The sequence below is a fragment of the Paucibacter sp. DJ2R-2 genome (assembly GCF_025717675.1).
In the GTDB taxonomy this organism is placed as follows: Bacteria; Pseudomonadota; Gammaproteobacteria; order Burkholderiales; family Burkholderiaceae_C; genus Paucibacter_A.
On record NZ_JAJIRT010000002.1, the window covers coordinates 1 to 23,401 of the forward strand.

Consider the following 23,401-nt stretch of genomic DNA (forward strand, 5'->3'; position numbering starts at 1 on the left):
TCAGCACTCATCTTCAAACGCCCACGCTTATCGGCTGTTAATTTTTAAAGAACCAAGAGAACCGAAGCTCATCTTGCCGCCATCAACTTGCGTCAACAGCACAGAAGCGAGATTATGACTGATTTTCTTAATACTCGTCAAGCAGTTTGCTTGATTTGTTTTGAATCTCAATTCCAATCGAATCGCTTCGATCCCCACCGCACACAGCAGCGAGACTCTTTCGAATCCAGCAGCACAACCACCAGAAGCAGTCTTTGCGAGCAGCGAAGCCCTCTACTGTAGCACAGGAATTTTCGGCTCTGCAAAGAAAATCTGAAGCGGAAGTGAGGCCGCCTGAACTCGGCGGCCGCCAGTTCGCGCTGGCCTTGGTCAGGCGAAGCGCTCCTGAGCCCTCTTCAGTCAGTCTTCCTGAAAGGCCTCTTCGCGCTTGCTCTTGATCGACGGCAACATCACCACAACGACCATCAGCAGCGCCGCAATCAACAGCCCCGCTGAAAGTGGACGCGACATGAAGGTGGTCCAGTCCCCTCGTGAAAGGAGCAAGGCCCGGCGCAGGTTCTCTTCCATCATGGGACCCAAGATGAAACCCAGCAGCAGAGGCGCCGGTTCACAGCTGAGCTTGTAGAAGAGATAGCCCACGACGGCGAATCCTGCGGTCACAAAAACGTCAAAGCTGTTGTTGTTCAGCGTGTAGGAGCCGATGCAGCAGAAGGTGACGATGGCCGGAAACAGGAATCGATAGGGCACGGTCAGCAGCTTGATCCAGATGCCGATCAGGGGTAAGTTCAAGATGATCAGCATCAGATTGCCGACCCACATGGAGGCAATCAAACCCCAGAAGAGCTCCGGATTGCTGCTCATCACTTGTGGGCCTGGCTGAATGCCCTTGATGGTCATGGCGCCGACCATCAAGGCCATCACGGCATTCGGAGGAATGCCCAAAGTCAGCATGGGAATGAAACTGGTCTGAGCGCCGGCATTGTTGGCAGCCTCAGGGCCGGCCACGCCTTGAATGGCTCCACGGCCAAACGGAACCCGGGGATTGCGAGCGACCTTCTTTTCCAGGGTGTAGGCGGCAAACGATGCCAGCAAAGCACCGCCGCCTGGCAGCACGCCAAGAATTGAACCAAGTGCAGTGCCACGGATCACCGAAGGCCAAGCTTCCTGGAAGTCCTGTTTGGTGGGCCACAGGCCTTTCACGTCCTTGGTGAACACTTCACGGTGCTCGGCCGGCTTGCCGAGGTTAGAGATGATTTCTCCGAAGCCGAAGATGCCCATGGCAATGACCACGAAGCCCAGCCCGTCGGTCAGTTCCGGAATATCGAATGAGAACCGGGGCGTACCTGAAATCACGTCGGTGTTGATCTGGCCAAGCAGCAGGCCCAGCAAGATCATGGCGATTGCTTTCAGCAGAGAGCCCGATGCCAGTACCACCGCACCGATCAAGCCGAGCACCATCAGCGAGAAGTACTCTGCCGGCCCGAACTTGAAGGCCAATTCGGTCAATGGCGGAGCGAAGGCAGCAATGATGACGGTGCCAACGCAACCGGCGAAGAATGAACCGAGGCCAGCTGCCGCCAAGGCCGCGCCCGCCCTGCCCTGCCGGGCCATTTGGTAGCCGTCGATGGCGGTGACCACCGAGCTGGACTCACCGGGCACATTGATCAAAATCGCTGTGGTCGAGCCACCGTACTGAGCGCCGTAGTAGATACCGGCCAGCATGATCAGAGCCGGTGTCGCGTCCAAGGCATAGATGGAGGGCAGCAACATGGCAATGGTGGCCACCGGGCCGAGGCCAGGCAAGACGCCAATCAAGGTGCCCAGCAAGGCGCCACCAAAGGCGTAGAGCAGATTCTGCAGAGTCAGGGCCGTGTGAAAGCCGAGCGCGAGATTGTTGAGCAAGTCCATGCGTCAGCCCTCAGTTGCCGAAAATGACGGGCCACACCGGAATCACCAGCTTCAAGCCCCAGACAAAAATCACCCAGCTTCCCAGGGTCAGCACCACGCTATTCAGAAGGGCATCGCGCCAACGAAACTCATCACCGGCCGCCGCAGCGAGGGTCACGACCATGGGCAAGGTCATGGCCAGACCCAGTCTCGGCAAGCACAGGCCGAACAAGACAATCGCTGCCGTGATGACCAGCAAGGGGCGCCAGGCGATCGCACCGATGGGGTCGCCCCCTTCGGATTCAATCGTCAAAGCCTTGAACAGGACCAAGGCACCCAGCAAGGCAAGCAGCACGCCCAGCCCAAACGGGAAGTAGCCCGGCCCAGGCCGCGCGGAGGAGCCAAAGCTGTATTCCGTGGAAGCCCAGGCGAACGTCAGCCCGAGCAACACGAACATCAAGCCGGAGAAGAAGTCTCTTTGACTCTTGATCTTCATGGGTGCGCCCTCTATTGATTCTGTCGATGACGGGCGATTCTAGGCAGCGCCATCCCGGCTCGGCCTGTGGGTTACACGTAATCTCGACAGACTGTGCCGCTGCGCGATTCAAGCGCGCGGCTGGCTCAGGTCTGCCACTGCGGCGTGCTGCGCAGGATTTCTTCCAGCGTGGTCACACCTTCTGCCACCTTCATCGCCCCAGCCAGTCGCAGGGGTCGCAGGCCCTCTTGCATGGCCTGGCGCCGCAGCGCCGAGATATCGGGGGTCGGGTGAAGATGGGCCTTGACCGCTTCTCCCACCGTCAAGAGCTCGTACAGACCCGCCCGGCCTCGGTAGCCCGTGTTCCGGCATTCCAGGCAACCGACCGGCTTGTAGGGCTTGACGCCGCCATTCATGCGCCAGTGCTTGAGCATGTCATTCAAGGTGTCGCGGGTGACACTGGGGTCGGGCACCTTGCAGTGATTGCACAAGGTGCGCACCAGGCGCTGGGCCAGCACGCCGATCACCGTGGCGCTGATCAAATAGGAAGGCACGCCCAGATCCGTCAAGCGCGTGATGGCTGCGGCGGCGTCGTTGGTGTGCAGGGTGCTGAACACCAAGTGCCCCGTCAGCGCCGCCTGAATCGCCATCTCGGCCGTGGCCAGATCGCGGATTTCGCCGACCATGATGATGTCCGGGTCCTGGCGCATCAAGGCCCGCAAGCCCTCGGAAAAACCGAAATCCAGTGCGCTTTGCACCTGGGTCTGGTTGAAGGCGGGCTCGATCATTTCGATCGGATCCTCAATCGTGCAGACATTCACCTCCTCCGTCGCCAGGCGCTTGAGTGTGGAGTACAGGGTCGTGGTCTTGCCGCTGCCGGTCGGGCCGGTCACCAAGATGATGCCGTGCGGCTGGGTCACCAGCTTTTCCCAGCGCTCGTTGTCGTGGCTGGAAAAACCCAGCATGGACAAGTCCTTGACCGCGGTGTCCGGGTCGAAGATCCGCATCACCATCTTTTCGCCAAAGGCCGTGGGCAGCGTCGACAGACGCATTTCCACCTCATCGCCCGCCGGGTTGCGCGTCTTGATGCGGCCGTCCAGCGGCCGGCGGCGCTCCACCACGTCCATGCGACCGAGCAGCTTGATGCGCGAGGTCATCGCGCTCATCACCGTGGGCGGTAGCTGGTAAACGGTGTGCAGCACCCCATCGATGCGGAAACGAATCACGCCCATCTCGCGGCGCGGCTCCAGATGGATGTCACTGGCGCGCTGGTCGAAGGCGTACTGCCAGAGCCAGTCCACCACCTGCACAACGCCCTGGTCGTTGGCATCGAGCTGCTTGTTGCTGCGGCCTAGTTCTACCAGCTGCTCGAAGCTAGCCACTTGGCTGGACTCGCCTGCCTTGGCCGCGGCGCGCACCGAACGGGCCAGCGTGAAGAACTCGGTCGTGTAGCGCGCAATCTCCAGCGGGTTGGCCACCACCAGCTTGATGGGCTTGCGCACATGGGCCTCGATCTGCGCCACCCAGCTGGTGTCGAAAGGCTCCGAGGTCGCGATGGTCACATCATTGATACCCACCAACAAAGGCAGACAGCGCTTGGCCTCGGCATAGCCGACCGACATCACATCGGACACCCGGCCCACATCGACCTTGAGCGGGTCGATGCGCAGGTAAGGCAGCTTGGCACGCTCGGCCAGCCACTCGGACAGCGCGTCGACATCGAGCGGCTTGCCATTGCTGAGCCGACTCAAACCGCCATGCCCCAAGCGCACCAGCGGGTGCAGGGAGCTGTCCCCGGCTGCGAAACGGGCCTCGGTGCGCAGCACCTGTTCGTCATCGATCAAGCCATCGTCGCGCAGCCAATGCAGCAAGGCACGCCACTCGAGCCGTCCTTCGGCAGGAAGAGCGGCCGAGGCAGCGGCGGCAGAAGCAGAAGTAGAGGATGCGCTGGTCTTGGACTTGGCACTCATGGCGATGGGTCGCTCCGCGCTCATTGGGGGTTGAGAATGCTCAAAGGCAGGGGCCGCACCATGCGCAGCCATTTGCGCGCCGGCAGCTCGAACAGCGACTCGATATTAGCCGCTCGGCACTCCAATTCCTCACGATCCGGCACCACCACGCCGCGCGCCGCCACCAGCACAGTGTTGCCCTCCTTGGTCGGCGTCAGGCTCCAGACCTGGTCCGAGCCGAAGATGGCCGCCACACGCCGCGCGCTGGCGGCAAAGCTGGCGTCGCGGCCGAAGAGATTCACCGTCATCAGGCCACCGTCGACCAGCAGGCCATGGCAATGGCGGTAGAAGTCTTCATCGTCCAGCACCGGGCCGGCGGCCTCGTGGTCGTAGAGGTCAATGTTGAGCACATCGACCGTTTGCAAATGCTCCGGGTTCGCCACCCACTGACCGGCGTCCTCATTGATCACCGTCAGGCGCTTGTCGTCCTCGGGCAGGTGGAACCACATGCGGCAGGCCTGGATCACCGTGGGATTCAGCTCCACGGCCGTGGTCTTCATGCGCAGCACCTTGTGGCAAAAGCGGGTGATGGCCCCCGCCCCCAGGCCCAGCTGCAGGGCGTGGCCGCTGCGCAGCTCGGCGCTCGGGCGCCAGAGCATCCAGGCCATCATGCGCTGGATGTACTCCAGCTCCAGATGCTGGGGCTTGCGGATGCGCATCGCGCCCTGCACCCAGATGGAATCGAGGTGCAGAAAACGCACTCCGTCGAACTCCGACATGGTGGCTGGCGCCCAGGGCATGGCGCCGGTCTTGGATTTGCTGTTGGTCTTGGACTTGTTGGAAAGGCTCATGCCTCAAGTGTCGCCCATGGCCGCCTGCAGCGAAGGCCCGAGCTGGGCCCAGACGGCCAGCTTCTTCGCATAGCTCAGGGTGTAGGCCGGACTGGACGAGGGCAAGGCATGGATGCGCCAGCGCCCCGCTTGATCACCCAGCTGGCGCAGGCCCAAGCGCGCGGCCGTGCCGCCGTTGAAGGCGATGGCGCGCAGGCGTGGCAGGCGCGCCGCGATCAAGCCCAGCAGATCGCTGGCCTCTGGGTTGCGAATGTCGCTGTCCAAGCTGCCGCGCCGCTGCGTCGTCTGGATCACATCCCACAGCCCCACGCCAGCCTGCTGCAAGAGCGCCAGCCGCTCGGCATAACCGGCCGACGCCAGGGCCAGGCCCAGCGATTCGCCGAGCAGGCGCCAGAATTGGTTCTGCGGGTGGCCGTAATAGGCCTGCGCCTGCAGCGAGGCCACGCCGGGAAAGCTGCCCAACACCAGCAGCCGGGTGTCGGCGAACACATGGGGTGCCAGGCCTTGCAGGCGCGGCACTGACTTGCTGTCCATCTCAGCCATGCGCGGGCAAAGCCAAGCGCGGCAAGGCTGCGCGCACATTGGCGCTGGTGATGGCCGCCGTCTCGGCCAGGCTCCAGCCGCGCAGCGCGGCCAAGCTCTCGGCGATACGTGGCAGCTCGGCCGGCTCGTTGCGACCCGTGGCCTCGCCGGCCGCGCGCTGCTCCGCCGTCTTGTAGAGCCAGTGTGGCGGGATGTCGGGCGCGTCGGTCTCCAGCACCAGGCTGTCGGCCGGCAGCTCGGCCGCCAGGCGGCGGATCTGCTGTGAGCGCTCGAAAGTCAGCGTGCCGCCAAAGCCCAGCTTGAAGCCCAGATCCACGAAAGCCTGGGCCTGCTGCGCGCTGCCGTTGAAGGCATGGGCGATACCGCCGGATACCGGCAGGCGCCGCAGCCCGGCAAGCAACTGGTCGGCACTGCGACGCACATGCAGCAGCACCGGCAGCTCAAAACGCCGCGCCAGCTTGAGCTGCTCCAGATAGAAAAAGCGCTGCCGCTCGGCATCCAGGCCGGGCACAAAGAAATCCAGGCCGATCTCGCCGATGGCCACCAGGCGCGGGTCGCCGTGGTGACGCGCCAATTGCTCGGCCAGCAGGGTCAGGTCTTGCTCGCTGGCTTTTTGCATCACATACAGCGGATGGATGCCCAGGGCGTAGACAAAACCGTGGGCATGGGCCAGTTCGCGCACCGTGTCGAAATCAAAGGCGGCCACCGCCGGCAGCACGATCTGCTGCACACCGGCCGCGCGAGCACGCGCCACCACGGCGGCACGGTCGCCATCAAACTCGGGCGCGTCGAGGTGGCAGTGGCTGTCAATCCACATGCCAAGGTCTCCGCGAACGGTGAACGATCAGCGGAACACCACCGTGCGGCGGCCGTTCAGCAAGATGCGGTGCTCGGCATGCCACTGGATAGCGCGCGCCAGGGTCACGCACTCGGTGTCGCGGCCGATGGCCACCAGCTGCTCGGGCGGCAGGCTGTGGTCGATGCGAGCGACCTCTTGCTCGATGATGGGGCCTTCGTCCAGGTCCGAGGTCACGTAATGCGCGGTCGCGCCGATCAGCTTGACGCCGCGCTCATAGGCCTGGTGGTAGGGCTTGGCGCCCTTGAAGCTGGGCAGGAAGCTGTGGTGAATGTTGATGGCCCGGCCCGACAAATCACGGCAGAGCTCGGGCGAGAGGATCTGCATATAGCGAGCCAGCACCACCAGATCGATCTGGTTCTCGGCCATCACCTCGCGGATCTTGCGCTCCTGGGCCTGCTTCTGCTCCGCGCTCGAGTTCAGCAGCGGGAAGTGGTGAAAAGGAATGTTGTGCGAGGCCGCGAGTTGGTAGAAATCGCGGTGGTTGGAGACGATGGCCGGAATCTCGATCGGCAGATGCCCGGTCTGCACACGGAACAGCAGGTCGTTGAGGCAGTGGCCCAGTTTGGACACCAGCAGCAGCACGCGGGTCTTGGCCGAGCGCGCCACCAGCTCCCAGTCCATCTGCAGGCGTTCGGCCAGGGGCTGGAAAGCCGCTTGCAGCACCGCAGCTTCGGTCAGCGCCGCGCACTCGAACTCGATGCGCATGAAAAAGCGCTGGTGGTCGGCATCGCCATGCTGGGCCGAGGTCAGGATGTTGCCGCCCTGCTCCAGCAGAAAACCGGTCACGGCATGGACGATGCCGGCGCGGTCCGGGCAGCTGAGCTTGAGGATGAAGCGGTTGTCTTGGCTCATGGTCACTCGTGAGAACAGGGAAACAAGGGAAAAGGAGAAGGGTCAGGCCAAGGCCGGCTGCATGGTGCCGCCGACCAGGCTCAGCTGCTGCTGGCATTGCGCGGCGAGCGTCTGATCATGGGTCACCAGCACAAAGGCCGTGCCCAGCTCGCGGGCCGTGGCCAGCATCAGCTCGAACACCGCTTGTGCGGTGCTGCGGTCGAGGTTGCCGGTGGGCTCATCGGCCAGCACACAGGCCGGCTCGGTCACCAAGGCGCGGGCAATCGCCACGCGCTGGCGCTCGCCGCCCGAAAGCTCCGCCGGCCGGTGCGCCAGGCGTGCGCCCAGGCCCACACGCTGCAGCATGGCCGCCGCGCGGGCCCGCGCCTGCTCCTGGGTCTGGCGGCGGATGCGCAAGGGCATGGCCACATTGTCCAGGGCGCTGAACTCGGGCAGCAGATGGTGGAACTGGTAGACAAAGCCCAGATGCTGGTTGCGCCAGCGGCCCAGCTCGGGCTCGCCCATCTCGGCCAGGTTGCGGCCCATCAGGCTCACGCGGCCGGTGCTGGGTTTGTCCAGGCCACCGAGCAAATGCAGCAAGGTGGACTTGCCCGAGCCCGAGGCACCGACGATGGCCAGGGTCTGGCCGCGGCGCACCTGCAGGTCCACGCCTGAAAGCACCTGCACATCGAGATCGCCTTCGCTGAAGCGGCGGCTCAGGCCCCGCCCTTCCAGAATCAAGGACGATGAAGGATCACTCATAGCGCAGCGCCTCAGCGGGTTGAACGCGGCTGGCGCGCCAGCTCGGATACAAGGTGGCCAGGAAGGCCAGGATCAAGGACGTCACGCCAATGGGCACGATATCGCCCCACTGCGGGTCGCTGGGCATGCGGCTGATCAGATAAATGCTGCCGGGCAAGAAGCTGACATTGAGCAAGCGCTCGATGGCCGGCACGATCACATCGATATTGAAAGCCACCAGCAGGCCCAGGCCGACACCGGACAGGGTGCCGATCACGCCCGAGGCGGCGCCCTGCACCATGAAGATACCCATGATGGAACGCGGGCTGGCGCCCAGGGTGCGCAGGATGGCGATGTCGGCCTGCTTGTCGGTCACCGTCATCACCAGGGTCGAGACCAGGTTGAAGGCCGCCACCGCGACGATCAGTGTGAGGATGATGCTCATCATGCGTTTCTCGACCACGACCGCATCAAAGTAATTGGCGTTGGTCCGTGTCCAATCCCTCACGTAATACTCCGGGCCCAAATTTCGGCCGAGTTCTGCAGCGACTTCGCGCGCCTGCAAAGCGTCTCGGATTTTCAACTGCACGCCCGTCGGGCCTTCGACCTGGAAGAAGCGCGCCGCATCGTCGACATGGATCAGCGCCATGCCGGTGTCGTACTCGTAGTGCCCGGCATGAAAGGTGCCGACCAGGGTGAACTGTTTGAGCCGCGGCGCTACACCGGCAGGCGTGACCTGGCCGTTGGGCGCCACCAAGGTGATCTTGTCGCCCTCGCGCACGCCCAGGGCACGCGCCAGCTCGGAGCCGAGCAAGATGCCCCACTCGCCCGCGCGCAGGCGCGCCAGCGGCCCGTCCTTCAGCTCGGCCGCCAGCGGCGTGACCGTGGCCTCCTCGGCCGGCGAGATGCCGCGCACCATGGCACCGCGCATGTCCGCGCCACGGGCGATCAAGGCCTGGGCGGCAATGAAGGGAGCCGCGCCGATCACGGCCGGGTTCTGTTTCGCCTGTGCGGCGGTGGCCTGCCAGTCGGGCAAGGCCTGACCCTGGTAAGACTGCAGCTCAATATGGGCGATCACCGAGAGCATGCGGTCGCGCACTTCCTTCTGGAAGCCGTTCATCACCGAGAGCACGATGATCAACGCCGCCACCCCAAGCGCAATGCCCAGCATGGACACCCCGGAGATGAAGGAAATGAAGCGGTTGCGCCGCCCTCCCCGCCCGGCCCGCGTGTAACGCCAGCCGATTTGCAATTCATAAGGCCAATTCATGGCCGCGATGCTAACCGAGGGCCTGAGCCGCTCCGGCGCCGGCAAAGAAAAACCCGCCGGGCTGCAAAGCCGGGCGGGTCAGATCGAAGCCGAGAAGAACGATCAGGCGCTCTTGCGGCGGCGGGCCACGGCGGCCACGCCCAGCAGGCCCAGGGCCATCATGCCGTAGGTGCTGGGTTCCGGAACGGGGACGGCGACACCGAAAGTGAGGCTGCCCGAGTTCCAGACGCCGTCGGGGTTGACGCCGGTGTCATCAAAGCCTTCGTGGAACTCCAGGCGCAGGATGCCATCGGCGCCGACCTGGAAGGACAGACCCAGATCCTCCAAACTGGCCGAACCGCTGTAGGTATTGGTGCCGAAATCGTCATCACCATAACCGGGGCTGAACACAACACCATCACCGCCGGCCGAGCTGCCAAAGGCCACGGTCATTTCCGACAACCAGCTGGGGTTGTTGGCGGTCAGGTTGACGTTCCAGTCCACGGTGGTGATGGTGGCATTCGCGCCAACGAAGAAGCTCAGCACCACATTGCCAGCGGCGCCGTACTGGCCCAAGCTCTGAATGCCGGTCACGTCCACCAATTGGGAGGACAGGGAATTGACGCTGGACTCAAAAGCTGCGCCGCTGATCGGAATCGCACGGTTGGCGAATTGGCTGAGTGCCGAGCTGTTGGCCTTGACATCAGCGTGAGCGGCGCCGGTCATGGCCAGGGCGGCTGCGGCCACGGCACCGAGAACCAGCTTGCGTGCGGTTTGCATCGTTGTCATCTTGAATTCCTTGGATGAGAGATAAATCGTGCCCACAACTCCCCGGGCTGTGAACAATTTCTCATATCCACCGGCGCTGACCTAGAGGGCGCACCCTGAGTGCGGCGGCCTTCGCTCATCCAGATGATAGGGATTTTCCCTGGGCAAGCTGTTCAGTCTGAGCCAATCAGCTGCGCCCCAGCCCCGCTTCAAGCCGCACTCAATGCGCCTGTTCCCAATTCGGCCCCACACCCACCTCGGCCAGCAGCGGCACCTTGAGCTGGGCCACTCCAGCCATCAGACGCGGCACCTCACGGCGCACCCAGTCCAGCTCGGCCTCGGGCACTTCAAACACCAGTTCATCGTGCACCTGCATGACGATGCGGGTGGACTTGCCCTGGGCGTCCAGCTCGGCTTGCACGGCGATCATGGCCAGCTTGATCAGGTCGGCCGCCGTGCCCTGCATGGGCGCGTTGATGGACTGGCGCTCGGCACCGGCCTTGCGCGGGCCGTTGCCGCCCTTGATCTCGGGCAGATAGATGCGCCGGCCGAACAAGGTCTCGACATAGCCCAGCTCGCCAGCACTCGCCTTGGTGCTGTCCATATAGTGCTTCACGCCGGCGAAGCGGTGGAAGTAGAGCTCGATGTAATCGCGTGCGGCTTTTTGCTCGATGCCCAGAGACTGGGCCAGGCCAAAAGCGCCCATACCGTAGATCAGGCCGAAGTTGATGGTCTTGGCATAACGGCGCTGCTCGCTGGTGACATCGGCCAGCGGGGTGGAGAACACCTCGGAGGCGGTGGCGCGGTGCACGTCGAGGCCCTCGCCGAAGGCGCGCAACAGGCCCGGGTCTTCGCTGATGTGCGCCATGATGCGCAGCTCGATCTGCGAATAGTCAGCGCTGACCAAGCAGCAGCCCGGTGGCGCCACAAAGGCCTCACGCACGCGCCGGCCTTCCGCCGTGCGCACGGGAATGTTCTGCAGATTGGGCTCGTTGCTGGACAGGCGCCCGGTCACCGCTACCGCCTGCGCGTAGTTGGTGTGCACCCGGTGCGTGCGGGCGTTCACCATCAAGGGCAGCTTGTCGGTGTAGGTGCTCTTGAGCTTGGCCAGGCCGCGGTATTCCAGCAGCTTGGCCGGCAGCGGGTAATCCAGGGACAGCTTTTCCAGCACCTCTTCGTCGGTGGACGGCGCGCCCGTGGCCGTCTTCTTCACGACCGGCAGGCCCAGCTTGGTGAACAGAATCTCGCCGATCTGCTTGGGCGAGCCCAGATTGAAAGGCTGGCCGGCGATGTCGTAGGCCTCCTGCTCCAGGGCCAGCAGGCGCTGGCCCAGCTCATGGCTTTGCGCCTGCAGCAGCTCCGGGTCGATCAGCACGCCGGTGCGCTCGATCCGCGCCAGCAAGGCGCTGGTTGGCATCTCGATGTCGCGGTAGACCTTGAGCAGGCCAGGCTCGGCCTCGATCTGCGGCCAGAGGATCTGGTGCAGCTGCAAGCACATGTCCGAGTCCTCGCAGGAATACTCGGAGGCCTTGGCCACATCGACCTGAGCGAAAGGAATCTGGTGCACGCCCTTGCCGCAGAGCTCCTCATAGCTCACGCCCGCGCGGCCGAGATAGCGCTCGCCCAGAGCGCCCAGGCCATGGGTCTTGTGCGCTTCCAGCACATAGCTTTGCAGCATGGTGTCGTGCTGCACGCCGCGCAGGGCGATGCCGTGGTTGGCCAGCACATGGGTGTCGTACTTGAGGTTCTGGCCCAGCTTGGGCGCAGCCGCGTCCTCCAGCCAGGGCTGCAGCGCGGCCAGCACCTCGGCCAGGTCCAGCTGGGCGGGCGCATCGGGGCCTTCATGAGCCAGCGGCACATAGGCCGCCTCGCCCGGCGCCACCGCGAAGGAGATGCCGACGATGCGGGCCTGCATCGGGTCCAGGGAATCGGTCTCGGTGTCCAGGGCCACCAAGGGCGCGGCGGCGATGCGGGCGATCCAGCCCTGCAGCTGCGCCATGTCCAGCACCGTCTCGTAGCGACGTTCCACCTCAAGCGCCGAGACAGGCGCCTCGGCAAACAGATCACCGCTGACCGGCGCAGCGGCGCCGGCCCTGGTCGACGTGGCCGTGGCCGTGCCGCCACTGATCTCCTTCAGCCAGGTCTTGAAGCCATAGCGGGTGTAGAAATCCTGCAAGCCGACGCGGTCCACCTCGCGCAAGGCCAAGGCCTCCAGCGCCGGCCAGTCCGGCACATGGCCGCTGAGGTCGCAGTCCAGCTTGACGGTCACCAGCTTGCGGCCCATGGGCAGCCAGTCCAGGGCCTTGCGCAGGTTCTCGCCGGCCACGCCCTTGATCTTGTCGGCGCTGGCGATCACGCCGTCCAGCGAGCCGTACTCGGCAATCCACTTGGCCGCCGTCTTGGGGCCGACCTTCTCGACCCCGGGCACGTTGTCCACGGTGTCGCCCATCAAGGTCAGGTAGTCAATGATGCGATCGGGCGGCACGCCGAACTTGAGGCCCACCGCCGCCGGGTCCAGCACCTCGCAGTCGATCGCCGGCCCGCCCCAGGGCGCCAGGGTGCCGGGCGCAGCGGCGGCCTTGTTCATGGTGTTGATCAAGGTGGTGTCGCTCGTCACCAGCTGGGCCAGGTCCTTGTCACCGGTGGACACCACCACCGCGTGCCCGGCCTCGGCCGCCACCCGGGCCAGGGTGCCGATGGCGTCGTCCGCCTCGATGCCCGGCACTTCCAAAATGGGCCAGCCGAGCAGGCGCACCACCTCGTGGATGGGCGTGATCTGTTCGCGCAGCGCGTCGGGCATGGGTGCGCGCTGCGCCTTGTACTCGGGGTACCACTCGTCGCGGAAGGTCGGGCCCTTGGCGTCGAAGACGCACACCGCATGCTCGGCCGCCACCTGCTCGCGCAAGCGCTTCATCATGGCCACCATGCCGTGGATGGCGCCAGTGGCCACGCCCTCGGGGCCGCGCAGATCGGGCATGGCGTGGTAGGCGCGGTAGAGGTAGCTGGAGCCATCAACCAGCAGCAGGACGGGCTTTTTCGATTCTTCGCTCATGCGCGGCATTGTCGTGCACAAGCCCAGGGCCTCAGCCCGGCTGAAGAGCGGGCGCGACATAGAATCCGCCCATGACCCACACCGCCTCCGCCACCTCCCCGAGCCGCCCGCAAAACCGGGCACTGGCTGCCACCTTGCTGGCTCTGGCGCTCGGCATCTGCTGCCCGGCCAGCCAGGCCCAAAGCGCCAGCCCACGGGAGGAGTCACGCCAGGAGATCCGCCGCGCCGCCGTGGCCGAGGCCCTGGTGGAAGAGGCGGTGATCGAAGACGACAGCACCCGCATCGAAGAGACGCGCGTGCGCGGCCAGACCCAAAAGGTCACGGTCCAGCCCAAGAACAGCAAGCTGCCCGGCTACGAAATCCTCATGGTCGATGGCGGCCGCGACCTCTCAGCCGGCCCGGGCTCGACCCGCGGCGGCGGCGGCAAGCGCGTCTGGAACCTCTTCAACTTCTGAAGACTGCGCGCCGGCCGGCCTCCGAGGCACCGGCCCGGCGCTGCGGCTTCACCCTTCCTGCTCCGGCAGTGCTGACATGGCTGTATTTACTGAAGTGACGCTGGATCAGGCCCAAGCCCTGAGCACGCGCCTGAACCTGGGTGCGGTGCTGGGCTTGCGCGGCATCGGCGCCGGCATCGAGAACACCAACTATTTCCTGAGCACCGAGCGCGGTGAGTTTGTGCTGACCCTGTTCGAGCGACTGAGCTTCGAGCAGCTGCCCTTCTACCTGCAGCTGATGAAACACCTGGCCACGCGCGGCCTGGCCGTGCCGGACCCGCAGGCCGATGCCGGCGGCACCATCCTCTTCGAGCTGCAAGGCAAGCCGGCCGCCGTGGTCAACAAGCTGCGCGGCGGCCACCAGCTGGCGCCCGACCTGCACCACTGCCAGCAAGTCGGCGCCGAGCTGGCCCGCATGCACCTGGCCGGCCAGGATTTCCCCCTGCAGCAAGCCAATCTTCGCGGCCTCGCCTGGTGGAATGAAACCGTGCCCGTGATCCTGCCCTTTCTGGCGCCGGAACAAGCGGAGCTGCTCAGCAGCGAGCTGGCCTACCAGCAGCAGCTGGCGGCCTCGGCCGGCTATGCGGACTTGCCGCGCGGCCCCATCCACGCCGATCTGTTCCGCGACAACGTGATGTTCGAGCCGGTGCCGCACGATGCCGGTGTCCAGACCCTGCCCGGGCGCGAGCGCTTGAGCGGCTTCTTCGATTTCTACTTTGCCGGCGTCGACACCTGGCTCTTCGACCTGGCCGTGTGCCTGAACGACTGGTGCATCGACCTGGCCAGCGGCCGCCTCGACGAAGCCCGCGCCCAGGCCTTTGTGAAGGCCTATGAAACCGTGCGCCCCTTGAGCGGCACCGAGCACCGCCTGCTGCCGGGCCTGCTGCGTGCCGCGGCCCTGCGCTTCTGGATCTCGCGGCTCTGGGATGTGTACCTGCCGCGCCAAGCCAGCATGCTCAAGCCCCACGACCCCGCCCATTTCGAGCGCGTGCTGCGCGAACGCATCGCGCGTGCCTGGCATGCGCTGCCGGCCTGAGGCCGCCTCCCCCACCCAACATCGAGTGATCTGACGGAATGAGCGAAGCCAGTCGCCCCACCAACCCCATGGTCCTGCACCTGCAGACCGTGCCCGCCCGCAATGGCCAGCTGTGGATACGCCATGGCATGAAGGTCTTCCAGCGCCGGCCCATGGCCCTGGCCAGCCTGTTCGCCACCTTTGTGTTCCTGGCCTTCGCCTTGCTGCTGCTGCCCGGCGTCGGCATCGTGATGGTGCTGATGGCCGTGCCTTTGCTGTCCCTGGGCTTCATGTTGGCCACCCACCTGGTTCTGCAGGAAAAAACACCAACGGCCGCGGTCTTCCTGGCGCCGCTGCGCCTGACCCGGGAGCGGCGCAACACCCAGCTGATGTTGGGCGCCCTCTATGCCCTGGCCACGGTCGGCATCAGCCTGCTGTCCGAATGGGTGGACGGCGGCACACTGGAGCAGTTGCAGGTGCTGATGAGCAAGGGAGCACCGGCCGCCGAGATCGAAGCCGTCACGTCCGACCCGCGCCTGTTCTGGGGCGCCGTCACACGTCTGGGCCTGGCCGGCCTGGTGTCGGTGCCCTTCTGGCACGCGCCGGCTCTGGTGCACTGGGGCGGCCAAGGTCTGCTGCAGGCGCTGTTCTCCAGCACCCTGGGCGTCTGGCGCAACAAGGGCGCTTTTGCCTACAACGCCTTGCTCTGGGCCAGCGCGGTCCTGGGTTTGTCGGGTGTCTTGAGCGTCTTGCTCGGCATCCTGGGTCTGGGCCAGTACGTCGCCCTGCTGGCCATGCCGGCAGGCCTGCTGCTGACGACGGTGTTCTACGCATCGCTCTACTTCAGCTTCATCGACTGCTTCATGTTCGGCGCGCCCAAGGATCTGCCGGCCGCCAAGAACGAATAAGCCCGCACGGGGCCCCAGGCCAACTGGCGGCCCTGGCGGCCCTGGCGGCCCTGGCGACAACCCTAGCTTTGCGTCTCGCGCAAACTGTTAACGTTCACCTCAAATAACAGGCCTGCAACATACCCGCAGGCCATCACTGAGGAGACGAGACCATGACGCCGACAATTCCGCACCCGAGCTTCTGGCGCCCCACGCTTTTGGCCCTGGCCTGCAGCCTGGCCTTGCAGGGCGCGCAAGCCCAGGACAGCAGCAGCTATGCCGAGCTGCGCACGCGCTGGCAGCAGCAACTCACCGGCGCCGGCCGCGCCGCGCCCACCTTGCCCGAATGGCAGGCCGCGGCGACGGAGCTGGCCGACAAGGCCGAGCTGCACTGGCAAAGCATGAACCCGGCCAGCACCACGCCGGGCATGTGGCCCGATCTGCAAAGCAGCAGCGACGCCTCGGTGCTGACCAGCCACTACGCGCGCCTGCTGCTGATGGCGCGCGCTTACGCCTCGCCGGGCTCGCGGCTCCAAGGCCGCACAGACCTGGCCGCGGCCATCCAGGGCGGCCTGGCATGGATGCATGCGAACCGCTACCGCCCCGGCCTCGCCCGCTACGGCAACTGGTGGGATTGGGAGATCGGCGCGCCTCAGGCCCTGACCAGCATCCTGACGGTCATGCACGCCGCGCTGAGCGCCACCGAGCGCGAACGCGACCTGGCCAGCGTGGACTTCTACGTGCCCGACGCCACCTACCGCGGCAACCAGCCCAGCCTGGAAGAGACCGGCGCCAACCGCCTGGACAAGGCCTTGATCATCGGCGTGCGCGGCGCGCTGGGCGACTCGGACGAGCGCCTGCGCCACGCCCGCGATGCCATCAGCCAGACCCTGCCCGATGTCACCCAGGGCGATGGCTTCTACGCCGACGGCTCCTTCATCCAGCACAACTATGTGGCCTACACCGGCAGCTACGGCCTGGTGATGCTGGACAGCCTGTCGCGCCTGCTGCTGCTCTTGAACGGCAGCCTCTGGGCGCCGGACGACCCGGAGCTCAGCCATGTCTACGACTGGACCGAGCGCGCCTTCCGCCCCCTGGTGCGCGACGGCGCCATGGCCGATTCGGTGCGCGGCCGCGCCATTGCCCGCCGCAGTTCCAGCAACCACTCCGCCGGCCGCAGCCTGATGGGCTCGCTGCTGCGCCTGGCCGAGGGCGCGCCTGCGGCCCAGGCGCTGCCGCTCAAGGAAATGGTCAAGGGCTGGCTGCAGCGCAACCGCTATCTGGGCCCGAGCTGCTACAGCGGCCAGACCCTGAGCCCGGAAAGCGCCTGCGCCAAGTTCTCGCTCCATGAAATCAGCCTGCTGCACAGCCTGCAAGCCGACACCGGCATCACGCCAGCGCCGGAGCGCGCCGGCGCCCAGGTCTTCGCCAGCATGGACCGCGCCGTGCTGCGCCATGCCGATTTCAGCTTTGATTTGAGCCTGTTCTCCAACCGCATCAGCGCCTACGAATCGGGCAATGGCGAGAACCTGCGGCCCTGGTGGACCGGCATGGGCATAAGCAGCCTGCACAACGCCGACCAGCAAGCCTTTGATGGCGACTACTGGGCCACGGTCGACCTGCTGCGCCTGGCCGGCACCACCACCGACCGCAGCAGCGCCGCCCTCAAGAACTGGGCCCTGATCAAGAACACCAGCAACTGGGTCGGCGGCGCCCAGCTCGAAGGCCGCTACGCCATCGCCACGCTGGACTTCGGTGCGCTCAACGTGACCGGCAGCTCGCTCAAGGGCAAGAAAGCCTGGTTCCTGTTCGGCGACAAGATCTTCGCCCTGGGCGCTGCCATCAGCAGCGGCAACAGCCTGGCCGTGGAGACCGTGGTCGAGAACCGCAAGCTCAACCCGGCCGGCAGCAATGCGCTGACCATGGGGGGCCAGCTGCAGCCGAGCACACCGGGCTGGTCGCAGAGCTTCAGCGCCGCCGCCTGGGCCCATCTGGCCGGCAGCCAGGCGGGCGCGGACATCGGCTATGTCTTCCCCGACCGGCCCACCGTGCAGGCCCTGCGCGAGACGCGCAGCGGCAACTGGAAGGCCATCAAATCGCAAGAGGCGGCCGACACGGTCAGCGCCAACTACCTGAGCCTGGCCATCCCGCACGGCCTCAAGCCCACAGCCGCCAACTACAGCTATGTCATCCTGCCCGGCCGCAGCGCCGCGCAGACCGCCGCCTTCGCGGCCCAGCCCGCGCTCAAGATCCTGGCGCGCAGCACCGACCTGCTGGCCGTGCAAGACAGCAGCCTCGGCCTGGTCGGCGCCAACTTCCTGACCAATGGCAGCAAAACGCTGAACCTCGACGGCAAGGCCCTGCTGACCAGCAGCGCCAAGGCCTCGGTGCTGATGCGCGAGAGCGGCGACGAGCTGGCCCTGAGCGTGGCCGACCCCACCCAGGTCAACACCGGCAGCATCACTCTGGATCTTCAGCGCGCCGCCAGCGCCGTGCTGGCCAGCAGCCCCGGCATCACTGTGCTGCGCCTGGCGCCCACCGTGCAGCTGCAGGTCAATGTGGCGCAATCGGCGGGGCGCTCCTTCGAGGCGCGCTTCCGGCTGCAGCGCTGAGCTCAGCCCTTGGCAGCGCTGGCCGCCGGCACCTGCGCGGCCAGCAGCTGGCGCCAGCGGTAAAAGGTCGTGTCCGAGAAACGGCCGTGGCGGCAGGCCTGGGTGACGCTCATGCCGGCCTCTACCTGCTGCACATAGAAACGCATCACCGCTTCAGGCAGGGGCAGGCTGGGCCGGCCGCGTGCGGGCGTGACGAACAGCTCGTCCATCACCACAGCTCCGCCAGCGTCGGCGCCATGTCCACCACCTCACCCGCTTGCGGCAGGCGGGCGCAGAAGTCGGCGCTCAAGGCCTGACCGGCCTCGGGCTGCAGCTCCAGCACGGTCAGTGTGTTGCGGCCTCGGCGCAGCAGCGGCCAGGGCAGATAGAGCGCCAGCTGCGGGCCGCGCACCCAGTGCCGGCCGAGGTTGAAGCCGTTGATCCAGACCTGACCCTTGTGGCCACCGTTCAGGCGCACAAAGCAGTCACCCGGCGCGCCCACCTCAAAGTCGGCGCTGAAGAACTGCGGCAGGCCGCTCTGCACCGAGGCCGCTGCGCGCACCTGCGTGGCGCCCGCCGGCAGCTCGGCCAGGGGCAAAGCAAAGTGCTCCCAGCGCTGCAGCACATTGATGCCCAGGCGCACCCAGCCCAGCAAACCCTTGCGGTCATGCAGCTGCGGGCCGTAGTTGACCCGGCCCTGGTTCTCGACCAGCAGCTCCAGCGTGGCCTCGCCGCCGGGCCATTCCAGCGCCAGGCTCAAAGCCCCGTTGCGCTCCAGCAAGCCCACGGGCCGGCCGTCCACAAACACCTGGGCGCGGTCATACACCGCTTGCACCGACAGCGTCACCGGGCCTTTCGGGTGGCGCACGCGGCAGCGGTAGAGCGTGAAGCCGTAGTCCTGCCCCAGCTGCTCCATGCTGCGCGGGCACACGTCGGTGCGCGTCGGTGCCAGGCCTTGCAAGGCCTCGAACCAGGGCTGGCAAGGCACCAGGGCCAGGCCTTGCAGATCGAAGCGCGGCACCTCGGGCGGCAGCGGCGGCAGCTCGGGCGCAGGCAGGCCGCGGGCCTGCGCCTGCTGGCGCAGATGGGCCAGGATCACCGCCTTCATGGCGATGAATTTGGGCGTCACGCTGCCGTCCTCGGCCAGGGGCGCGTCGTAGTCGTAGCTGTTGACCGTGGGCTGGTAGGCCCCGGTCTTGAGATCGGTGTTGGCCCCGTTCATGAAGCCGAAGCTGGTGCCACCGTGCACCATGAAGATGTTGACCGAGGCACCCGCCTCCAGGATCTGGCCCAGGCAGCGGGCGGCGTCTTCGCCGTCGCGGGTGTGGTGGGGCTCGCCCCAGTGGTCGAACCAGCCGTTCCAGAACTCCATGCACATCAGCGGGCCGCGGGGCTGGTGCTCGCGCAGCTTGGCCAACTCCGAGGGCACGCGCGAACCGAAGTTGCCGGTCTTGAGCAGATGCGGCAAGCTGCCGTGGGTCAGCATGTGATCGGTCGGGCCGTCCGAGGTGAAGAGCAGCACGCGCACGCCGTGACGGCGCAGGCTGGCCTCGGTCCAGGCCAGGTAGTCCTTGTCGCTGCCGTAGCTGCCGTATTCGTTCTCCACCTGCATCGCGAGGATGGGGCCGCCTTCGGCGATCTGCAGCGGCGTGAGAAGCGGCAACAGCGCGGCAAAGAAGCGGTCCACCGCCGCCAGATAGGGCGGATAGCTGCAGCGCAAAGCCATATCACTGTCCGCCAGCAGCCAGGCCGGCAGGCCGCCGAACTCCCATTCGGCGCAGATATAGGGCCCTGGCCGCACGATCACCCACAGGCCCAGGCGCTGGGCCAGTTGCACAAAGGCCACCAGGTCCAGCCCGCCCTCGAAACAGAACTCGCCCGGCCGCGGCTCGTGCAGGTTCCAGGCCACGTACGTCTCCACCGTGTTCAGGCCCAAGGCCTTGAGCTTGAGCAGGCGGTCTTCCCACTGCTCGGGCAGCACGCGGAAGTAATGCAGCGCGCCGGACAGCAGCTGCACGGGCTGGCCGTTCAGCACGAAGTCATCGCCGCAGACGGCAAAGGTCGAGGGGGAAGGGGATTCGCTGGGGGACTGCATGGCATGAACGCAGCGCCAATCGATCGAACGAAAGAACGATCACACGCTGGAAAAGGAAAGGAACAAGCAAAGACAAAAAAGGCGCCGCCGCCGGCCTGATGCACCGACGGCAGCGCCCGCACCCACCATCAATACTTCAGGCGCAAACCGACGTAGAACTGGCGGCCGCTGCTGTACAGCGCGGTGGTCGCATCAAAAGGCACGGTGGCATTGGCCGCGTTGTAGAAGCGGGTCACCGGCTTGTTGAGGTTCAGGCCTTCAAAGGTCAGGGTCACCGTGTCGTTGAGCTTGTAGTTGGCCGAAGCGGCCAGCGTGCCCGAAGCCGCCAGGTAGTTCTGCGACAGGCCGTACAGGCCCACACGCGAAGCGCTGCGGTGCGCATACGCCAGGCGGGCGCTGAAGGCCTCGTCTTCGTAGTAGGCGCCCAGGTTGTAGCTGTTCTTGGACGCACCCAGCATCGCGTTGCCGTTGGCTTCCTTGGCATTGGCGTAGGTGTAGTTGGCCGTCACGCCAAAGCCGCCCCACACCGGCTGCTCATAGCCCAGCTCCAGGCCGCGCGAACGGCCAGTGGTGGCCGCCGGCGAGCTGACCAGGGTGGGCACCACGGCCGGGCCGCCCAGGGCCAGGGGGATGGCCGTGTTCAGCTGCTGCTGCATGGAGCTGCCCGCGCCGATCAGCGAGTCGAAGTCCATCATGAACACTTGCGCCGACAGCACCGAGCGGCGCGCGAAGTACCACTCCAGGCCGAGGTTGTAGTTCTTGGCCACCACGGGCTTCAGCTCGGCGTTGCCACCGGCCGCGGTGGACGGCGGGTTGTTGGCCGGGTTGTAGGCAAAGGCGCTGAGCGTCGAGCCCAGGGCGCTGTAGTCCGGGCGGGCCATCACCTTGGCCGCCGCCACGCGCAGCAGCAGCTTGTCGCTCAGGTCGTAGCTCAGGCTGGCGCTGGGCAGGGCCTGGGTGTCGCTGCTCTCGGTGCTCTTGATGTAGAAGTTGCCGAAGCGCGAGCCGGTCACCAGGCTGGCGCCCTCGGGCACAAAGCCCTTGCAGGCCTCGGCCTGGGCCGGGCTGCCGTAGCTCAGGCCATTGCTGGCGGTGACGGCGCCGCAGGGCACGCCGGTGTTGGTGGTGACTTGCGTGCGGGTGCGCACCAGGCGCAGGCCGAACTCGGCGCGCCAGTCCTCACGCGCCAGCTTGGCCAGGCCGTAGGCCGCGCTGACGTTTTCCTTCACCGTGAACACGCCGGACACCGGGCGGTTGAACACCGGGTCGGCCGAGAAGTTGGCGTCCGACCAGGCCACCACCGCCGCCGGGTCGATCAGGGGCACGCCCACGCCGCCGGGGTTGCCGCCCAGGCCGTTGCCAAAGTTGCCGGGGAAGCTGGCGCCGCCCCAGGCCGGCAGGCTGGTCAGTGCAACCTGGCCGTTCTTGGTGGCGTTCATCGCAGCGGCGCCCTTGACCGGGCGGCTGCCCTCGCGCTCATGCTCGGCCATGCGGGCACCGAACTTGAGGGCCGAGATCAGGCTGCTCTCAGCAAAACGGTACTCGCCGTCGATCTGGCCGTAGTTCTCGCGGTCCTTGCTGCGCTGCTGGCTGAAGCTGTTGTCTGCCCCCGAGTTGCCGGGCAGATAGCTGAGCTTGCTGCCGTCAAAGCCATTGGGCAGGCTCACCTGCACCGGCTTGTCCATGCCCTGGAAGCTGTAGCCCGTGGCCGTGTTGGGCAGGAAGGCGTAGTTCCAGTACAGGAAGGTATCGCCCTGCGCGCGGGTGTGGCCCACCTGGCCCTTGAAGCTCAGCGCCTCGCTGGCGCGGTAGTTGAAGTCGGCATTCAGGTACTGGGTCTTGGAAGCAGCCAACGGGTTGGCCTGCGTCTCCAGCTGGGCGCCCATGGCATTGCCGGTGTTGTTGAAGCGCGCGGCGTTGATGCGCTCGCCGTCCAGGCTCACTTCGCTGGGCACCACGCCGCCGCTGGCCGCCACCGAATTGCCGGGGCGCACAAAGAAGCGGGTGTTGGTATAGCTGGCCTTGAGCTCGCTGTGGAAAGCGTCAAGGTTGACCGTCAGGTCCGGCGAGACCTTGAACTCCGCGCCCAGCACCGCGCCCTGGCGCTGGCGCTTTTGCTCGAACAGGCTGTTGATCAGGCCGCTGATGTAGAGCTTGTTGCCCAGCTGGCCGCCATTGGCCTGGCCGGCCGGTGTGGCGGGCGAGAGGCGGGCCCAGGTGATCTCGGACTGGCCGTCGCGGCGGATGTGGCGGGTCTGGTCAAACACCTGCAGCATCACACCCGCGTCGTTGGCCTCGTTCTTCCAGTTGAACAAGGCATTGAACTGCGGGTCGGTCTTGCCGGCCTGGTCGGCGTACACGCCTTGCAAGCCGATCTCGGCCGAGAAGCGCTTTTTGAACTCCAGCGGGCGGCGGGTGATGATGTCCACCGAGCCGGCCACGCCGCCCTCGAGCTGGTCGGCCGAGGCGCTCTTGCGCACCACCACCTGGCTGACGATTTCCGATGGCAGCAGCAGGAAGCTGACGCTGCGGGCCGCGCCCGAGCTGTTGGAGCCCGTGCCACCGGCGATCTGGTCGCCCGGGTCCCAATCGGCCGACGCCACGCTGTGGCCGTTGATGGTGGTCAGCGACAGGCTGGGGTTGGTGCCGCGCATGCTGACCCGGTCGTTCTCGTCATAGCCGCCCTGGCCGCCGCTGCCGGCGGTGGTGGTCACGCCCGGCAGCTTCTGCAGCGCATCGGCCACGTTCTTGTCCGGCATCTTGCCGATGTCTTCGGCGCTCACCACCTCGGTCACGCCATCGGCAAAACGCTTGGCGTTGAGCGACTTTTCCTTGGACGCGCGGATGCCGCTGATCACCACCGTGTCCAGCTGGTTCTGCACCGGCTTGGCCTCAGGCGACGCTGCTGCAGGCGCCGTGCCACCTTGCGCCGCTGCAGCGGGCGCTGTGTTTTGCGCAGCGGCGCTGCCGGCGGCCAGGGCCAGGAAGCTGGCGGCGGCGATCGCCACGGCGTGCGGCACGGTCGGAAAAGCAGAAGCGGAACGAGGGGCAAACAAAGTCTGAGTCGAGGGTCGCATGGTCGTGTCTCCAGTGTAGGTTTTGATCTGATCTGCG

Annotated in this window: 18 protein-coding genes; 4 read left to right on the forward strand and 14 right to left on the reverse strand. The window is 66.1% G+C overall.

The window, feature by feature from the left end:
* Nucleotides 1-399 precede the first annotated feature (399 nt).
* The 11 genes from LNV28_RS07190 to polA form a co-directional block, all read right to left on the reverse strand.
* On the reverse strand, nt 400-1,908 hold the full coding sequence (locus tag LNV28_RS07190; protein WP_263518151.1) for a tripartite tricarboxylate transporter permease: 1,509 nt from the start codon (nt 1,906-1,908) through the stop codon (nt 400-402).
* Between the two features lie 10 nt (nt 1,909-1,918).
* Nucleotides 1,919-2,383 carry a tripartite tricarboxylate transporter TctB family protein gene (locus LNV28_RS07195; protein WP_263518152.1) on the reverse strand — a complete coding sequence of 155 codons (465 nt, stop codon included), beginning with the start codon at nt 2,381-2,383 and terminating at the stop codon, nt 1,919-1,921.
* A 125-nt stretch (nt 2,384-2,508) separates the two neighbouring features.
* On the reverse strand, nt 2,509-4,332 hold the full coding sequence (tfpB, locus tag LNV28_RS07200) for a type IV pilus assembly ATPase TfpB (RefSeq protein WP_263518153.1): 1,824 nt from the start codon (nt 4,330-4,332) through the stop codon (nt 2,509-2,511).
* Between the two features lie 20 nt (nt 4,333-4,352).
* Nucleotides 4,353-5,162 (reverse strand): spermidine synthase, encoded by an 810-nt coding sequence (locus tag LNV28_RS07205; protein ID WP_263518154.1) that lies wholly within the window; start codon nt 5,160-5,162, stop codon nt 4,353-4,355.
* A 3-nt stretch (nt 5,163-5,165) separates the two neighbouring features.
* Nucleotides 5,166-5,696 carry a DNA-deoxyinosine glycosylase gene (locus LNV28_RS07210; protein ID WP_263518155.1) on the reverse strand — a complete coding sequence of 177 codons (531 nt, stop codon included), beginning with the start codon at nt 5,694-5,696 and terminating at the stop codon, nt 5,166-5,168.
* Nucleotide 5,697: 1 nt separating this feature from the next.
* Entirely contained in the window at nt 5,698-6,522 is an 825-nt protein-coding gene (locus tag LNV28_RS07215) for a TatD family hydrolase (RefSeq protein WP_263518156.1), read from the reverse strand.
* Nucleotides 6,523-6,549: 27 nt separating this feature from the next.
* Nucleotides 6,550-7,416, reverse strand: a complete 867-nt coding sequence (gene purU, locus LNV28_RS07220; protein WP_263518157.1) for a formyltetrahydrofolate deformylase — start codon at nt 7,414-7,416, stop codon at nt 6,550-6,552.
* A gap of 42 nt (nt 7,417-7,458) precedes the next feature.
* The gene (gene lolD / locus LNV28_RS07225; RefSeq protein ID WP_263518158.1) at nt 7,459-8,157 is read right to left on the reverse strand and encodes a lipoprotein-releasing ABC transporter ATP-binding protein LolD; all 699 of its coding nucleotides are present in this window, start codon (nt 8,155-8,157) and stop codon (nt 7,459-7,461) included.
* Nucleotides 8,150-9,406: a lipoprotein-releasing ABC transporter permease subunit gene (locus LNV28_RS07230; protein ID WP_263518159.1), complete on the reverse strand. Its 1,257-nt coding sequence runs from the start codon at nt 9,404-9,406 to the stop codon at nt 8,150-8,152. The genes lolD and LNV28_RS07230 overlap by 8 nt, the downstream gene beginning before the upstream one ends.
* 102 nt (nt 9,407-9,508) lie before the next feature.
* Nucleotides 9,509-10,174: a PEP-CTERM sorting domain-containing protein gene (locus LNV28_RS07235; protein ID WP_263518161.1), complete on the reverse strand. Its 666-nt coding sequence runs from the start codon at nt 10,172-10,174 to the stop codon at nt 9,509-9,511.
* A 199-nt stretch (nt 10,175-10,373) separates the two neighbouring features.
* Nucleotides 10,374-13,214, reverse strand: a complete 2,841-nt coding sequence (gene polA, locus LNV28_RS07240) for a DNA polymerase I (protein ID WP_263518781.1) — start codon at nt 13,212-13,214, stop codon at nt 10,374-10,376.
* Nucleotides 13,215-13,276: 62 nt separating this feature from the next.
* On the opposite strand from polA, the gene LNV28_RS07245 reads away from it, so the two are divergent.
* The 4 genes from LNV28_RS07245 to LNV28_RS07260 all read left to right on the forward strand — a co-directional run bounded on the left by LNV28_RS07245 (nt 13,277) and on the right by LNV28_RS07260 (nt 18,213).
* Nucleotides 13,277-13,660: a hypothetical protein gene (locus LNV28_RS07245; RefSeq protein WP_263518163.1), complete on the forward strand. Its 384-nt coding sequence runs from the start codon at nt 13,277-13,279 to the stop codon at nt 13,658-13,660.
* Nucleotides 13,661-13,736: 76 nt separating this feature from the next.
* Nucleotides 13,737-14,735 carry a homoserine kinase gene (locus LNV28_RS07250; protein WP_263518164.1) on the forward strand — a complete coding sequence of 333 codons (999 nt, stop codon included), beginning with the start codon at nt 13,737-13,739 and terminating at the stop codon, nt 14,733-14,735.
* Between the two features lie 38 nt (nt 14,736-14,773).
* Nucleotides 14,774-15,622, forward strand: a complete 849-nt coding sequence (locus tag LNV28_RS07255) for a BPSS1780 family membrane protein (RefSeq protein ID WP_263518166.1) — start codon at nt 14,774-14,776, stop codon at nt 15,620-15,622.
* A gap of 152 nt (nt 15,623-15,774) precedes the next feature.
* Nucleotides 15,775-18,213 carry a polysaccharide lyase 8 family protein gene (locus LNV28_RS07260; protein WP_263518168.1) on the forward strand — a complete coding sequence of 813 codons (2,439 nt, stop codon included), beginning with the start codon at nt 15,775-15,777 and terminating at the stop codon, nt 18,211-18,213.
* A 2-nt stretch (nt 18,214-18,215) separates the two neighbouring features.
* On the opposite strand, the gene LNV28_RS07265 is transcribed toward LNV28_RS07260, so the two are convergent.
* From LNV28_RS07265 to LNV28_RS07275, 3 genes are all read right to left on the reverse strand, one after another.
* Nucleotides 18,216-18,422 carry a hypothetical protein gene (locus tag LNV28_RS07265; RefSeq protein WP_263518169.1) on the reverse strand — a complete coding sequence of 69 codons (207 nt, stop codon included), beginning with the start codon at nt 18,420-18,422 and terminating at the stop codon, nt 18,216-18,218.
* Nucleotides 18,422-20,287, reverse strand: coding sequence for a glycoside hydrolase family 35 protein (locus tag LNV28_RS07270; RefSeq protein WP_263518171.1), 1,866 nt, complete (start codon nt 20,285-20,287; stop codon nt 18,422-18,424). Before LNV28_RS07270 ends, LNV28_RS07265 begins: the two co-directional genes overlap by 1 nt.
* Before the next feature lie 128 nt (nt 20,288-20,415).
* Nucleotides 20,416-23,364, reverse strand: a complete 2,949-nt coding sequence (locus LNV28_RS07275; RefSeq protein ID WP_263518172.1) for a TonB-dependent receptor — start codon at nt 23,362-23,364, stop codon at nt 20,416-20,418.
* Nucleotides 23,365-23,401 lie beyond the last annotated feature (37 nt).

What these genes read in the sequence shown, in the direction of transcription:
- LNV28_RS07190 (WP_263518151.1), bottom strand. Translation starts at nt 1,908, where the DNA reads ATGGACTTGCTCAACAATCTCGCGCTCGGCTTTCACACGGCCCTGACT.
- LNV28_RS07195 (WP_263518152.1), bottom strand. Translation starts at nt 2,383, where the DNA reads ATGAAGATCAAGAGTCAAAGAGACTTCTTCTCCGGCTTGATGTTCGTG.
- tfpB (WP_263518153.1), bottom strand. Translation starts at nt 4,332, where the DNA reads ATGAGTGCCAAGTCCAAGACCAGCGCATCCTCTACTTCTGCTTCTGCC.
- LNV28_RS07205 (WP_263518154.1), bottom strand. Translation starts at nt 5,162, where the DNA reads ATGAGCCTTTCCAACAAGTCCAAGACCAACAGCAAATCCAAGACCGGC.
- LNV28_RS07210 (WP_263518155.1), bottom strand. Translation starts at nt 5,696, where the DNA reads ATGGACAGCAAGTCAGTGCCGCGCCTGCAAGGCCTGGCACCCCATGTG.
- LNV28_RS07215 (WP_263518156.1), bottom strand. Translation starts at nt 6,522, where the DNA reads ATGTGGATTGACAGCCACTGCCACCTCGACGCGCCCGAGTTTGATGGC.
- purU (WP_263518157.1), bottom strand. Translation starts at nt 7,416, where the DNA reads ATGAGCCAAGACAACCGCTTCATCCTCAAGCTCAGCTGCCCGGACCGC.
- lolD (WP_263518158.1), bottom strand. Translation starts at nt 8,157, where the DNA reads ATGAGTGATCCTTCATCGTCCTTGATTCTGGAAGGGCGGGGCCTGAGC.
- LNV28_RS07230 (WP_263518159.1), bottom strand. Translation starts at nt 9,406, where the DNA reads ATGAATTGGCCTTATGAATTGCAAATCGGCTGGCGTTACACGCGGGCC.
- LNV28_RS07235 (WP_263518161.1), bottom strand. Translation starts at nt 10,174, where the DNA reads ATGACAACGATGCAAACCGCACGCAAGCTGGTTCTCGGTGCCGTGGCC.
- polA (WP_263518781.1), bottom strand. Translation starts at nt 13,214, where the DNA reads ATGCCGCGCATGAGCGAAGAATCGAAAAAGCCCGTCCTGCTGCTGGTT.
- LNV28_RS07245 (WP_263518163.1), top strand. Translation starts at nt 13,277, where the DNA reads ATGACCCACACCGCCTCCGCCACCTCCCCGAGCCGCCCGCAAAACCGG.
- LNV28_RS07250 (WP_263518164.1), top strand. Translation starts at nt 13,737, where the DNA reads ATGGCTGTATTTACTGAAGTGACGCTGGATCAGGCCCAAGCCCTGAGC.
- LNV28_RS07255 (WP_263518166.1), top strand. Translation starts at nt 14,774, where the DNA reads ATGAGCGAAGCCAGTCGCCCCACCAACCCCATGGTCCTGCACCTGCAG.
- LNV28_RS07260 (WP_263518168.1), top strand. Translation starts at nt 15,775, where the DNA reads ATGACGCCGACAATTCCGCACCCGAGCTTCTGGCGCCCCACGCTTTTG.
- LNV28_RS07265 (WP_263518169.1), bottom strand. Translation starts at nt 18,422, where the DNA reads ATGGACGAGCTGTTCGTCACGCCCGCACGCGGCCGGCCCAGCCTGCCC.
- LNV28_RS07270 (WP_263518171.1), bottom strand. Translation starts at nt 20,287, where the DNA reads ATGCAGTCCCCCAGCGAATCCCCTTCCCCCTCGACCTTTGCCGTCTGC.
- LNV28_RS07275 (WP_263518172.1), bottom strand. Translation starts at nt 23,364, where the DNA reads ATGCGACCCTCGACTCAGACTTTGTTTGCCCCTCGTTCCGCTTCTGCT.